Source organism: Nonomuraea sp. bgisy101 (assembly GCF_057708945.1).
Window position 1 is genome coordinate 1 of record NZ_JBYITD010000076.1, and the last position, 12,302, is coordinate 12,302.

General features: G+C 68.1%; 13 protein-coding genes and 1 pseudogene. 7 read left to right on the forward strand and 7 right to left on the reverse strand.

Features of this window, described 5'->3' with window-relative positions; all coding sequences use genetic code 11:
* Positions 1-189 precede the first annotated feature (189 nt).
* Genes AC3EO4_RS54675 through AC3EO4_RS54685 form a run of 3 tightly spaced genes read right to left on the reverse strand, consistent with a single transcriptional unit; the run spans position 190 to position 977 of the window.
* Positions 190-450 (reverse strand): hypothetical protein, encoded by a 261-nt coding sequence (locus AC3EO4_RS54675; protein WP_431904623.1) that lies wholly within the window; start codon positions 448-450, stop codon positions 190-192.
* Positions 451-480: 30 nt separating this feature from the next.
* A complete protein-coding gene (locus tag AC3EO4_RS54680) occupies positions 481-618 on the reverse strand; it encodes a hypothetical protein (RefSeq protein WP_379570533.1) in 138 nt (45 codons plus the stop codon).
* Positions 618-977, reverse strand: coding sequence for a hypothetical protein (locus AC3EO4_RS54685; protein ID WP_431904626.1), 360 nt, complete (start codon positions 975-977; stop codon positions 618-620). Before AC3EO4_RS54685 ends, AC3EO4_RS54680 begins: the two co-directional genes overlap by 1 nt.
* A gap of 28 nt (positions 978-1,005) precedes the next feature.
* On the opposite strand from AC3EO4_RS54685, the gene AC3EO4_RS54690 reads away from it, so the two are divergent.
* Together AC3EO4_RS54690 and AC3EO4_RS54695 are read left to right on the forward strand one after the other, a co-directional pair.
* On the forward strand, positions 1,006-1,248 hold the full coding sequence (locus AC3EO4_RS54690) for a hypothetical protein (protein WP_431904629.1): 243 nt from the start codon (positions 1,006-1,008) through the stop codon (positions 1,246-1,248).
* 122 nt (positions 1,249-1,370) lie between these two features.
* A complete protein-coding gene (locus AC3EO4_RS54695; RefSeq protein ID WP_488186385.1) occupies positions 1,371-1,880 on the forward strand; it encodes a hypothetical protein in 510 nt (169 codons plus the stop codon).
* Here the strand turns inward: AC3EO4_RS54695 and AC3EO4_RS54700 are convergent.
* Together AC3EO4_RS54700 and AC3EO4_RS54705 are read right to left on the reverse strand one after the other, a co-directional pair.
* Positions 1,846-2,238 carry a hypothetical protein gene (locus AC3EO4_RS54700; protein ID WP_379570527.1) on the reverse strand — a complete coding sequence of 131 codons (393 nt, stop codon included), beginning with the start codon at positions 2,236-2,238 and terminating at the stop codon, positions 1,846-1,848. The two genes, AC3EO4_RS54695 and AC3EO4_RS54700, sit on opposite strands and share 35 nt — an antisense overlap.
* A 275-nt stretch (positions 2,239-2,513) precedes the next feature.
* Positions 2,514-3,824: a WD40 repeat domain-containing protein gene (locus AC3EO4_RS54705; protein WP_431904634.1), complete on the reverse strand. Its 1,311-nt coding sequence runs from the start codon at positions 3,822-3,824 to the stop codon at positions 2,514-2,516.
* 323 nt (positions 3,825-4,147) lie between these two features.
* Here AC3EO4_RS54705 and AC3EO4_RS54710 point away from each other — a divergent pair, with 323 nt between their 5' ends.
* From AC3EO4_RS54710 to AC3EO4_RS54725, 4 genes and pseudogenes are all read left to right on the forward strand, one after another.
* Complete coding sequence (locus AC3EO4_RS54710) at positions 4,148-4,474, forward strand: hypothetical protein (RefSeq protein ID WP_379570523.1); 327 nt, start codon at positions 4,148-4,150, stop codon at positions 4,472-4,474.
* Between the two features lie 893 nt (positions 4,475-5,367).
* A pseudogene (locus tag AC3EO4_RS54715) lies at positions 5,368-5,823 on the forward strand (WD40 repeat domain-containing protein); the annotation flags it as partial.
* 108 nt (positions 5,824-5,931) lie between these two features.
* Entirely contained in the window at positions 5,932-7,272 is a 1,341-nt protein-coding gene (locus AC3EO4_RS54720) for a WD40 repeat domain-containing protein (RefSeq protein ID WP_431904638.1), read from the forward strand.
* Between the two features lie 37 nt (positions 7,273-7,309).
* On the forward strand, positions 7,310-7,603 hold the full coding sequence (locus tag AC3EO4_RS54725; protein WP_431904641.1) for a hypothetical protein: 294 nt from the start codon (positions 7,310-7,312) through the stop codon (positions 7,601-7,603).
* Positions 7,604-7,942: 339 nt separating this feature from the next.
* On the opposite strand, the gene AC3EO4_RS54730 is transcribed toward AC3EO4_RS54725, so the two are convergent.
* The gene (locus tag AC3EO4_RS54730) at positions 7,943-8,527 is read right to left on the reverse strand and encodes a GNAT family N-acetyltransferase (protein WP_431904644.1); all 585 of its coding nucleotides are present in this window, start codon (positions 8,525-8,527) and stop codon (positions 7,943-7,945) included.
* 275 nt (positions 8,528-8,802) lie between these two features.
* Positions 8,803-10,869 (reverse strand): NACHT domain-containing protein, encoded by a 2,067-nt coding sequence (locus AC3EO4_RS54735; RefSeq protein ID WP_379570517.1) that lies wholly within the window; start codon positions 10,867-10,869, stop codon positions 8,803-8,805.
* Between the two features lie 797 nt (positions 10,870-11,666).
* Between AC3EO4_RS54735 and AC3EO4_RS54740 the strand changes: the two genes are divergently transcribed.
* On the forward strand, positions 11,667-12,233 hold the full coding sequence (locus tag AC3EO4_RS54740) for a tyrosine-type recombinase/integrase (protein ID WP_379570515.1): 567 nt from the start codon (positions 11,667-11,669) through the stop codon (positions 12,231-12,233).
* The last annotated feature ends 69 nt before the right edge of the window (positions 12,234-12,302 follow it).

The window sequence follows — 12,302 nt, forward strand, 5'->3', positions numbered from 1 at the left end:
GTTCACCTCCCCCCACCAGCAAGATCACTTAAACGCCCAAAGGTCGAAGCGCTGAGACGCGCCCTAAATGACCTCGAGGCGCTCTCCGCACGCTCAGTTCTTCTTGGGTCCGGGCTGCGTTCGGTCAACTTGGCCTACGTGAAAAAAAGAGATCATCGTCCTCTGACCTGCAGGAAGGGTCCTCCAACCCTAGATAACGATGGACTCCACGGGAATGCGGAGAGCGATGCCGTCCTCGCACCAGGCCACCAGGGTGGACCTGTCACCCTGTGGCCGCGGTCGCGGGTGGGCTAGGCCATCGACCCACAGCCGGCCCTCATCATCGACAGCCACGGACCCTGCCGCAATCCAGCCGTAGCTGTCCTTGCACTCGGGGATGTCGGCGACCCGGGGCGGGCAGGGCCAGCCGGGCAGGTCGAAGGCACGGGCCTGCGGGGCGTCGTCGGCCATGGTCTCTCCCGGAGGGGTGCGTGTCTGGTCTCATTGTGGCGGGAGCGCCGCCGCGGCAGGCGGCTGATCGGCGGCGACCGTGAGCAGTGCAGCGGCCAGCGCCCGGGCCTGGGCGTCGGCGGCAGGCGGGTCGCCGAGCGGGATCGGACCGCCCTGGTGATAGAGCATCACGGCACCGCCGGGGTGCCGGGGACCGCATCAATCGCGGCCTGCTCGGGATCGTCTCCAGCGATCCGGGCTGTGGCGGCGCGGATAACCAGCTCCACCCGGGCCAGGTAGGTGGGCAGGTCCGCGATGCGGGCCTCGGCGTAGGCGCGGGCGTCGGCGGACAGCGCTGGTTCGGGTTCTGCGCCTGCGGTCTTGATGCCGCAGGCCCGCTTCTCCTCGCGCAGGCGCATGCGAGCGCGAACCAGCGCCGGATCGAGCTGTTCGATCTCAGTGCGTACCCGGCGCTGACGATATATTTGCCTGCCATCACCGATGATCGGAGAGAAAGATTTGTCGGGTCCGCATGCGAGACTCCGCACATGAACTTCCCCTTTACCGGCGGTCGGCGTGTCCTCGTTTGAGCGCTTCACCCTCGAGCCGACCCACGAGGAATGGAGAAGCGCGAGCGTCGCTCGCGGAGAACTCCGCGACCAGCGGTTCCAGCTGCCTACTGGCGTGACCGACCTCATCTTTGACCGGGCCCGGCTGAAGAACGTGGACTTCACCGCAACCCGGTTCGACGGCTTCAACGCCTACGCCAGCGATTCGACGGCTGCAACTTCTCCGACACCTCCTTCGAACAGCTGCTGATGGGCAGCACCGGCACGGGCATCGACGGGCAGCAGTGGGACGACGCCAGGTGGCCACAGACCGTCTTTCGCGATTGCACCTTCCGCCGCACCCGGTTCCCCCAGCACACCTTCTTCGGCAACGTGCGGTTCGAGCGGTGCGTGTTCGATCGATCTCGGCTGAGACAGCAGACGGCCACCTTCGAGGCCGAGTTCGTCGATTGCGTCTTTCTCGGCCGCGTGCGGAGCACGAACTTCTGGGGCCGCCCGTCCGAACACGACCAGGCCACTCTGGGTAGAGAGCACAATGACTCCGCCGGCAACGACTTCACCGGAGCCCAGCTCGACGACGTCGCCTTCCGCCACATCGATCTGCGGGCCCAGCGATTTCCGGGCCTTCCCGGCTACGCCCTTCTCGACCGGATCACCGAACGGGTCAGGGCGGTGCTGCCGCTGGTCGATGACTGGCCGGAGAAGCGGCACCGCGAGGAGGCCCGCTTCGCGCTGGAGTTCCTCGCCGGCACGGCACGCGAAAACAACGACGACCACGCCCTGATAAGCCCGGCGGACATGGGCCGCAGGCTCCCGCCCGCCCAACGGGAGGAACTGTTCGCCGCCTTCACACGCACGACCAGCGATACATCCCGTGATTGAGCCGCACCGCCTCGCGCGCCAGGTCCCGAAGGGCAGCCATCCGCTCGACCTCGTAATCCTCGAGCAACGCGTCCTCGGCATATGCCCGAAACTGCGCATCGTCTACTTCGGCGAGCGCTGCAACGGCCTCCGGCGCCATCCGCTCCACCCCCGCCGCGTCCCCATCGTCCACGACAACCTCGCTGTCGCCGAACTCACTGAGATCACGCCCGCTGATCTCAGCCACCATCGTGGCGAGCTCGTCAATCCAGCCCTTGCAATCGACATACGGCAAGTTCACAGCTGCCGGCCCGGGTGACAGAGCCCGCCGGGCCGACAGCTCAGAGTCTGCGGTGAAGTAGTCGACCAAAACGCCCATGGCCGATCACCCTATCGATCAAGATCGAATCAGCACAGTGTCCCCAGGCCTGATCGAGGCTACGCGGCCCGGCAGCCGCCTGACAGTGTCCATATATGCTTCGACATCGTCTTCGGGCTGCTCACCCTCGCCGGGTTCGCCTACGCCTCGCAGCTCGCGGACTGCTGGCCTCCTGCACGAAACGCAGCCCCTTGTGGCCACTCCCCCACGCTGGCGTCCGGCCGATTTGTGCGCACAACTGGCCTCAGTATTTCTGATCACCGACCCGTAAGCGCTCACCCACCGTCGCACGGCTCGACGAAGCTCCCGACGCCCAGTCGCTCCCTCAGGCTGACCAAGCCAGCCGTCGAATCCTCCGCGATCTCCGCGCAGGCATCCCGGAGCGGATCGCCGCTGAGCCCCGCGACGTCCATGAACAGCGCCCCGCCTTCGGCGCTCACCGCCAGCACCGTCCCGCCGTCCCCGCTCACCATCGCTGATCCTGGCGATTCCTTGACGTCGTACATCGTGAGGTAGTCCAAGTCCAGTTCCCCCACTCCGGCGACTTCGGCGACCTTGACGGGCCGCGCCGGGTCCGTGATCCGCCACAGCGTCGCGCTCCCGGCGCCGTCTGTGGTCAGAGCGACTTGCCCGTCCGAGGAGAGCGAGACGCCATCCGCCTCCTTGGCCACGGGCTTCGCCAGCTTGGGCCGGGCCGGGTCCGATAGGTTCCAGAGTTGGCCACCGATCATGGCCGTCCGGCCGTCCGCACTGAGGTCGAGCCCCTCCCCGTCGGCTCCTGCCCGCGGGATGGCGCCGACCCGGACCGGACTCCTCCGATCGGCCAGATTCCAGATATATCCGCTGCCTCGGCTGATCGTGACCGCGATCCGTCCGTCGTCGCTCAAGGCCACTCCGCTGATCCACGAGCTGTGCCCCGTGAGCGTGGCCAGTTGTTTCCTGCTGGACAGATCCCACAAGAGCACGCTGCCACGCTCGTAGCCTGCCAGGACTGTCCTGCCGTCCGCAGCGAGCGCCACGCTCGCGACCATGAAGGAGTTCTGGCCCGGCACCTTGGCCACCCGCACCGGCCTGGAGGAGTCATCCAATTGCCACAGGCCGAGCGACCCGTCAAGAGCCCCGATGACCGCCTGTCGTCCGTCGGACGACACCTCCAGTGCGGCGGCTCCGGCCTCGCCCTCCAAGGGGATGCTCGCCACGAACGGGGCCTCCCGTTTCCGGCCCTCCTCTTCACTGGAGGCCTCCAGTGCCTCCTCATCAAGGCCAAGCTTCAGGGGGACCTCCTTCTGGATGGGAGAATCCAGGCTCCGCCAGGTGACCCCCTGGTCGACGATCGACATCAGGGCTGTCCGACCGTCGTCGTTCAACGCCATCGCTCGTATGGCCCCAGCCGGCGCGGCGACGCCACGGCGCCCGGACAGTAGGGTCTCCTCCAAGGCCGATCGGTTGAGCTTGTCCGGGTGGGCCGCCACCGCCGCCGCGCCCAGCACCACCGCAGAGGTCCGATCATCGCCCCTGGCTGCCACACCGCGCAGCGCGAGCTCACGGGCCGAGGAAATGCCCCGCACGTTCCACCACTTGCTCACCCCGACCACCGCCACCGCCCCCACGGCGAGACAGGCCACTGCCACGCCTATGGCAACCAGGCGCGCACCTCGGCCAGGCCACCGCGATCGCACTTCGGGAGAATCGGTTTCCGACATCAGGACTCCAGCTCAGGGATGAAAGGTCCTATACATAGCGGATCGTCCTCTCCCCTGCCTACCGGATTCCCCGTGGCCCCTGGACCTATCGCCTGCCGACACGCCTATTGACGCGTGTCGGCACGACTGGGGTGCTTGGACCATCCGGCTGGAGCTGGCCGCCAAGAGGCTCTACCGCAGTAAGCGCGTAGACCTGATCTTGCCTTGTGCACGTTCCCGCAGGTGGGCATATCCACCACCGCAGCAAATCCGGGGATTACCGCGGCAAGGTCATTGAGAGCGCGGCAGCCGCCCTGACCGCCCTCGCGGCCGTGACCGTGGTAGCTCCCGCACCCGCGTCCGCCGCAGCCGTGACAATCAAGGTCGAGCGCGCCTACGCCGAGACGGTGCGGGAGTGGATCGACCCGTTCACCTGTCCGACGAACACGGTGCTCACCGGCCGCTCACACTACGGCGACGAGGACGCCCCTACCACCTACTACTGCAGCTTCGTCCACGCCGTAGTCCATGCAGCGCCAGAGACAGCCCTATGACCGCCAAGGCCGCATCGACTGGCGGCCAGATCGTTGGGATCAGCCACACCAGCACCCCGACGGCAACGCCCAAGAGAAGGCAGGCCGCTGCGATGATCACATACTGCGGCACGAAGATGCCGGGGCCGCGCTCCGCAGGCCGGCGGGGGCGAGGCTTGCGGAGCGCCGTCCTGTCCTCCACGGCGGTGCGGTAGACGGCGAAGAGGGCCATGGCGCCCAGGGCGAGGTAGGGCATCATCGGTGGGCATATTCCTTCCCGTGGTTGGGACGCCTCGCGGGCACTCCTGCGCCGTGCCCGGTGGCAGAGGGCGGCGCGGGTGGGCCTCGCTGGCGTGGTCCTCGCAGTCGGGGACCTGTTCCCAGCATGGAGACGTAGCTAGGGGCGTTTCCGATCTCGGCCAAGGTCTTCCACCACGAGCGCGCATCGTTCCATCTGGCTACGTTCGCTGACCGAAGTTGACGCTTCACACCAGGTGCGGGGCCACTTCCGCAAAGCGGGTTTTACGTTTTCTTCCACTCTGGGATGCTCGACGCATCATGAGCTCACCCGCCGTACCCGCAACCGTCCCCCCGGGCGCTGACGACGCTGCTGTCGCGGCCTTGGCTGCGTTGCGCGATCAGCTGGGCCATGCGCACCTGCACAGCGGCGCGCCGAGCTTTCGCGAGATCGAACGCCGTACCAGTAAGGCTTTGAGCCACACCACCGCCAGGGCGGTGCTGCGATGCGAGAAGCTCCCCCGTTGGGGGCAAGTCGAGCTCGTGGCAGAAGCGCTGGAAGCCGACCCGGAGGACTTCAAGCCGCTGTGGGTGACGGCCCGCGCCGCCGCACTTGCTCGCAGTTCTCCTCCGCGCCCTGATGGTGACTCTGCCAGGACACATCGCCAGCCACCGGCATCTGCCCAGCAGGTCGGTGCCCCCTCACCGGCCACCAGGGATTCGTCTACGCGGTTGCCTTCCACCCCGACGGCCGTCTACTGGCCACCGGCGGCTACGACGGCACCGCACGGCTGTGGGATCGTCGCACCGGCCGGCAGGTCGGCGATGCCCTCACCGGCCACGCGGCAGGCGTCGGCGTGGTTGCCTTCCACCCCGACGGCCACCTGCTGGCCACCGCCGGTGATGACGGCACCGTCCGGCTGTGGGATCCCGACACCGGCCAGCCGGTCGGCGCCCCCCTCACCGGCCACCACGGATTCGTTACGGTCGCCTTCCACCCCGACGGCCACCTGCTGGCCAGCGCCGGTGATGACGGCACCGTCCGGCTGTGGGATCCCGACACCGGCCAGCCGGTCGGCTCCCCTCTCGCCGGCCACCAGGGACGCGTTGGCGCAATCGCCTTGCACCCCGATGGCCACCTGCTCGCCGCCGGTGGCGATGATGGCGCCGTCCGGCTGTGGGATTCTGGCACCGGCCAGCCGGTCGGCGCCCCCCTCACCGGCCACCACGGATTCGTTACGGTGGCCTTCCACCCCGATGGCCGCCTGCTGGCCACCGCCGGCTCCGATGGCACCGTCCGGCTGTGGGACCCCTCCACCGGCCGCCAGGTCGGCGAGCCCCTCACCGGCCACCAGGGACGGGTCTGTGCGGTGGCCTTCCACCCTGACGGCCATCTGCTGGCCACCGCCGGTGAAGACGGCGCCGCTCGGCTGTGGGATCCCGGCACCGGCCAGCCGGTCGGCGACCTCCTCGCCGGTCACGCGGCAGGCGTCGGCGCGCTCGCCTTCCACCCCGACGGCAACCTGCTGGCCACCGCCGGTGACGACGGCACCGTCCGGCTGTGGGCGTTGGCGGCCGAAATGTGGCCCAGCCGGGGGTTCTTGTATGAGCGCATCCGCCGCTTGCAGGACCACCTGGCGAAATTTCGCGTGCGGGACCAACCGGCGGCAAACCCGCAGAGCATCCAGCGGGCACCTGCTCTCTTGCAGCACCTGCCAGCCGTACGCGCGCTCGCCTTCCATCCCGGCGGCCACCTGATCGCCACCGCCGGCGAAGACGGCACCACCCGGCTGTGGGACCCTTCCACCTGTCGGCCGATCGGCGACCCCCTCACCGGCCACCAGGGACACGTCCGCGCGGTCGCCTTCCACCCCGACGGCCACCTGATCGCCACCACCAGCGACGACAGCACTGTCCGGCTGTGGGACCCCTCCACCGGCCGACAGGTCGGCGAGCCCCTCACCGGCCACACCGGACGCGTCTACGCGGTGGCCTTCCACCCCGACGGCCACCTGATCGCCACCACCGGGGCCGACAGCACCGTGCGACTGTGGAACCCTGCCACCGGCCAGCAGGCGTTGCGGCCCTTCACCGGCCATACCGGACGCGTCCGCGGGGTCGCCTTCCACCCCGATGGCCATCTGCTGGCCACCATCGGCTCCGATGGCACCGTGCGACTGTGGGATGTCGGCAGCGGCCAGCAAATCGGCGACCCCCTCACCAGCCACTGGCTAGCCGTCTACGCGATCGCCTTCCACCCCGACGGCCACCTGATCGCCACGGCTGGCGCCGACAGCACCGTGCGACTGTGGAGCCCCGATAGCGGCGAGCAGACCGGCGAGTCCATTACCGCGTACCATCCTGTCAACGGGGTCGCCTTCCACCCCGACGGCCACCTGATCGCCACCACCAGCGACGACAGCACTGTGCGACTGTGGAACGCCGTCACCGGACAGCCGATCGGCGAGCCCCTCACCGGCCATCGGGGACGTGTCCTCGCTGTGGCCTTCCACCCCGACGGACGCCTGCTCGCCACCGCTGGTGACGATGGCACGGCGCGACTGTGGCCGTCCGAGATGTAGTTGCTTACCCTTCCTGCTGCAATGGGACGACGAAGGGATGGAACGGCAGCCCGCCCTGGACCTGTTCGACGCCTTCGGCACCAGGGAGAAGACGCTGCACGACAATCTGGGCCGGCACGCCGGTACCCCGTGGTTCGAGGTGGACGACGCGGCCCGGTTCTTCGCCCGGCACCTGAAGTGGGGCCGGGCCCTCAGGCCGGCCGAACGCGACGCCGCGCGCGAGCAGGCCGACGCCCAGTGCGAACGCGCCGCAGCCGCCGATCAGCGTGCGCACGCCGCCGAAGCCGGCCAGCAAAGCAGCGCGCGAGGTGTCCTCGGCGTTCTACTGTGAGAAAGAAGAAGGGAAGGGGCGAACTCTGTTGGCCGACACTTCTTCGCGACGCAGGTTCCCGACCGGGCGTCTCTCCTTAAGGGACGAGGTCGACGGCGCTCCAGTGTGGAGCTATGGCACAGACGCGAGCGTGCCCTGGTTTCCAGACGCGCAGATACCGCGCATGCCGCACAAACCGACCAGCGGACATAGGCGACTTCAGCTCACGAGACGCACCAAAACGCCCTCTGAGGTGGCATCTGGGCTGGGATGGCCCATCTTGAATGATGGGCCACTGGTATGCCGTCCCAGTGATCATGGGCAAAGTTGATGCTCCGCCGAATGATCAGGCGGGTGCGCTCAAACGTCTCGGACGCGGGCGTGTAGGTGCATGTCGTGTCGGCCGTCGTCATGGACGGCGGCGCTGCGTTTGGTGCCTTCCAGGAGGTAGCCGGACTTTATGGCGACCCGGCAGGAGGCTGTGTTGCGCGTCGAGTGGTCCAATTCCAGGCGGTGAAAGCCGATCTCGTCCAGGGCCCAGGCGGTGAGTGCCGTGAGGGCGCGAGTGGCGACGCCGGCGACGCGGGCGGCCGGGAGCACCCAATAAGCGGCTCCGGCGACGCCGTCGTCGAAGTCGAGGCCGCGTAGGGCGATCCGGCCGAGCACCTCCCTTCCGTCGCGGGTGATCGCCCAGTGACCGCCCCTCTCTCGTTTCCAGTCCTGGTGGTAGGTGTCGAACCACTCCAGGACTTGGGCCTCGGTCACGGGCCGGCGTGTGTGCCATCGCCTGAGTTCTTCATCTTGGTAGGCGGCGAGGAAGATCGGTGCGTCGACCCGTTTCCAGGGGCGTAGCAGCAGGCCGCCGGCGGCGGGGAGAAGGGGTTGGGGTGAGTCAACGAGAGAGCCGGGGGCCACGGTGGGCGGTGTCGACAGGGCGCGAGTCACGCGCCATGATCGCTCGACGGTTGCAACGCATGTCAAGGCCGCAGATGCGGCGCATGGGCAACGGTGCCGCGCAAAACTCCTGACGAGGCGTCCTGATCAGCGCCGTTCGGACAGCCGTTACCGATGTCTGAATTGCCCCGAGGCTTGTAACGCCTACCCGTCGTGATCGCGGTTCCGCGCGGCTCAGGCACGCGGAGAACCGTTCGAGTGGTGAACGACTGCGCCGCTTCCGGATCGGTGCTGTTACCTGGTCAGATGGGTTCAAACACAGGCACTTAGGGGTGGGGGTGCCGGGTGAGGTAGTCCTGGAGCTCGCGGTGGCGAAACTGGTAGGCGATGCCGGCGATGCGGATCAGTCCGGTGTCGGTATAGCACCAGTGCAGAAAACGAGCCAGCTTCCACGGCAGCCGCCGCGTCATGCAGAGCACCAGGAGCAGGTACCGCAATCCGGCGTTACCTGGACCGCCAATGGCCACCAGGTAGAGCCCGAAAATCAGCGCGGTGGGACCAGCTGTCGCGGCGGCTTCGATCCCGTCGAGGCCGCCCGGGCGTAGCTCACTGACGATGCCCGCCACCAGCCCTACAGACAGTCCAAGCAGGAGCAGGAACGCCGATCCGCTGGCGAGGTCGCCGCGGACGATGTCACGGGGGGTGGGGACGGGTTTGTGGCCGGGGATCATCAGCGAGCCCGCCAGGCTCAGGAGTAACCCGATCAGGAGTCCTGCCGTTAGGCCTGTGACAAGGCCGGCCACTCCGTTCCCGTTGGTGGCTCCGCCCCAGAGCCCGAACATGGGGCAGACCACGTATCCGGCGACGATTGCGGTGGGGGACTTCATCTGGGCCAGGTCGATGTGAGTGAGGCGCGGCCACACCTCCATCCAAGCGATGAGGCTGCCGCCACCCCCTAGGCCTATCGCCGCTACGGCGCCGATCGTGATGCCGTCGTGGCCGATCGCCAGCCCGAGCGTCAGCACCATGACCGCCGTGATGAGCGCGATGACACCAAGGCCGAGGACGCGCGAGCGGTTCCTGGCCAGTGGCCACAGTTCGTGCAGGACGAGGTCGGTGCTGGACAGGGTGCGGCCGTCCAACGGGGGCCGGGTCATGTTGGTGTCCAGATAGCGGGCCAGGATCGCCAGCCAGTTGTGGACGTGGCCAGGCCGGTAGCGGCTCTGCGCGCCTGGCGAGGTGGTGGCCACGATGGTGGCGGGAATGAACAGACTGAGCAGGTGATCGCGTATCTGATCAGGGCCTGTGGTGGTGCCGGCCTGGCCGGCGAGGCGCGCCAGTTCGGCGGGGTCGCGCAGGTAGGCCCCGGTGTCGGATCGTTGCTGGTAGACGGTGACGGCCAGGGTGAGTCGCCAGGGTGTGGCCAGTGCCTCGGCCAGCGGATGGCCGGGCTGGGTGAGAGCATCCAGCACCGGCTGCCAGCGCGTGCGTTGGTGCGCCCCGGCGACTGCCTCGATGAAGGTCCACGTCTGGTCCGCGGTGACTCCCGACAGGGTGACGCGGGCCGCGTCGTGCGCCCAGGTGTCGTCGGCGATGAGCGCGTCGTAGACGGTTGAACGGCAGGTCAGCACCAGCCGGGCCTTCCCGCGCCCGCGCTGGTAGGCGTTCAGCGCCCGCAGCGCCTCGCCCGCGCGTGAGCCGTAGCCGGGCTCGGGTTCGGTGTCCATCTCATCCAGGCCGTCGATGACCGGGAGCACCCGATCGGCCCGCAGCAGGGCCCGCGCGGTGGCCTTGGACAGGTTGAAGTTGCGTACCAGGTGCGCCGCCAGCCAGTCCTCCACGCTCGTCTGAGCATCCCAGGCCGCTGCGGACAAGCGGACCGGGATCGGATCGTCGGGTCTGCGATCGGCGTCGGTCAGCAGGCCCAGTATCAGCTCGATCGCGAGCACCGTCTTGCCGGACCCGGCGTCTCCGGTGATCACCAGCCGCTGCGGTCTCAGCTTCCGGAAGTACCCCGCCACGTTCGCCATCGTTGCCTCAGACGCGGCTTCGTCGGCATTGTGGCCGGGCACGGGGGTGAGGACGAAAGCAACATCGATCGTGCGGTCCTGCCGGCCCAGCAGTTGCCCCCGCTGTGCGGTCTCGGCGGTCACGACCGCTGCTTCGAGCTTCCGCGCCCACAGGTCCACATCGGTATCGGTAATCTGCTTGGCCCGGACCGTCTGCCATCCTGACCAGATTGACGCCATCAGCGACAGCGTCGACACCATGAGACTGGCAGGGTCGACATCACCCCACCCCGCATCCTTCAAACCCATCCAGGCGAATACGCCGGCCACCATGAACAGCAGCCCGCACGCCCACATCCGGCCAGCCCTGCGATCCTCACCCATAATCGACCATCATCGGCATGCGTGCGCCCCTGGCGCATCAAAGTCCGGCCAATCACCATCTGCCTTGCACCAGGGGCGGTCATCGGCTCTCCTGGTTGGCCCGGTGGTAAGAATCGCGTCACACGGCCCAAACGAGCCGCGTCGCCCCAGGTCACGGTGCGCGACTGTGCCATACGCCGAGGGCCGGTTTCGGTCCGGGCGTTCAGGGATGAGTCAGGCGCTCTGCGGCACGATAACGCCGGATCGGGCGTTTCCGCAGGTCACGTTGCTCGCTAAGGTCCGAGGGCTCCGCTTACATACCGTCGCTTTGAGCCGTGTGACGCGATTCTTACCGACACCCCTAGATGTGAGGCAGTCCCAGCAGTCTGAGGTATCTGCCCATTCGTCTCACAGACCTGAGGCAGGATCGCTGAAGTGCAGCACCGACCCCATCGTGATCACCGAGGCCGACGGGCCCACACGCGCTGCCGCCTGGATGCCCTTGTCCTGCCTGGACGATGGGAAACTGTCCCCAGCAGCGATCGACGGCCTCCAGATGATCAATGCGTGAGCGACGAGCGGGCCGCCTATTCGACACGTTCGGCGTTGGCGTCGTAGCCGCCTCCGTCCGGGTAGACCCACGCTCCGGTGAGGCTACGGCCGTCCGGACTGAAGATGCCCTGGTAGTAGGCGGGGGAGCCCCGCTCGCCCGCCCAGATGGTGAGGGTGTCGTCCTCTATTTCATAGGTGTAGTCGAGGGTGCTGCCATCGTCGCCGTAATACTGCCCCGCCCCGCCAGCGCGGCCGACGTCGCCAAGGTGCTCGCGGTGATCTGCTCGCGGCGGCCGCGCAAGGACCTGCCGCTGGACCGGCTGCGCGACCGGGTGCTGTTCGAAACGGCCTACGCGTGCGGCGCCCGCGCCTCAGAAGTGTGCGGGCTGTACGTCGAAGACCTGGACCTGCGTCTGGACGACGAACACGTCCGCGTCCACGGCAAGGGCGGCAGCGTACGCACTGTCCTGCTGGACGACCGCGGCTACGTCACCCTGCTCAAGCTCTACCTGGCCCGCGCGGGCTACAGCGCCGGGCCGCTGTTTCGCGCCTCCATCAACGGCCGCGGCGGTCCGCTGTCCTACGACGCCGCCCACCACCGCTGGCAGATTTACTGCGCGCAGGCTGGCGTCGAGATCGACATTCACCAGCTGCGCCACGCGCACGCCACAGAGCTGATCAATGCCGGAGTGTCCATCGAGGCCGTCCGCCGCCGTCTCGGCCACGCCTCCACCGAAACCACCCAGCTCTACGCGTTGCTCGACGACAAGGTCGCCGACGCCGAGATCCGCGCCGCCCGCCGCCGCCGAGATCGGGCAGCCAGCCGTACCTGACCTCTACCGCTCGGGCAGTGGTCCTGGATCGGTGAGCTGCAAGATCAACACCGTTTGGGGCTCATGACA

Excerpts from the sequence above, each read along its gene's own strand:
- AC3EO4_RS54675 (WP_431904623.1), bottom strand. The coding sequence starts at position 450 with ATGGCCGACGACGCCCCGCAGGCCCGTGCCTTCGACCTGCCCGGCTGG.
- AC3EO4_RS54680 (WP_379570533.1), bottom strand. The coding sequence starts at position 618 with ATGCTCTATCACCAGGGCGGTCCGATCCCGCTCGGCGACCCGCCTGCC.
- AC3EO4_RS54700 (WP_379570527.1), bottom strand. The coding sequence starts at position 2,238 with ATGGGCGTTTTGGTCGACTACTTCACCGCAGACTCTGAGCTGTCGGCC.
- AC3EO4_RS54725 (WP_431904641.1), top strand. The coding sequence starts at position 7,310 with ATGGAACGGCAGCCCGCCCTGGACCTGTTCGACGCCTTCGGCACCAGG.
- AC3EO4_RS54735 (WP_379570517.1), bottom strand. The coding sequence starts at position 10,869 with ATGGGTGAGGATCGCAGGGCTGGCCGGATGTGGGCGTGCGGGCTGCTG.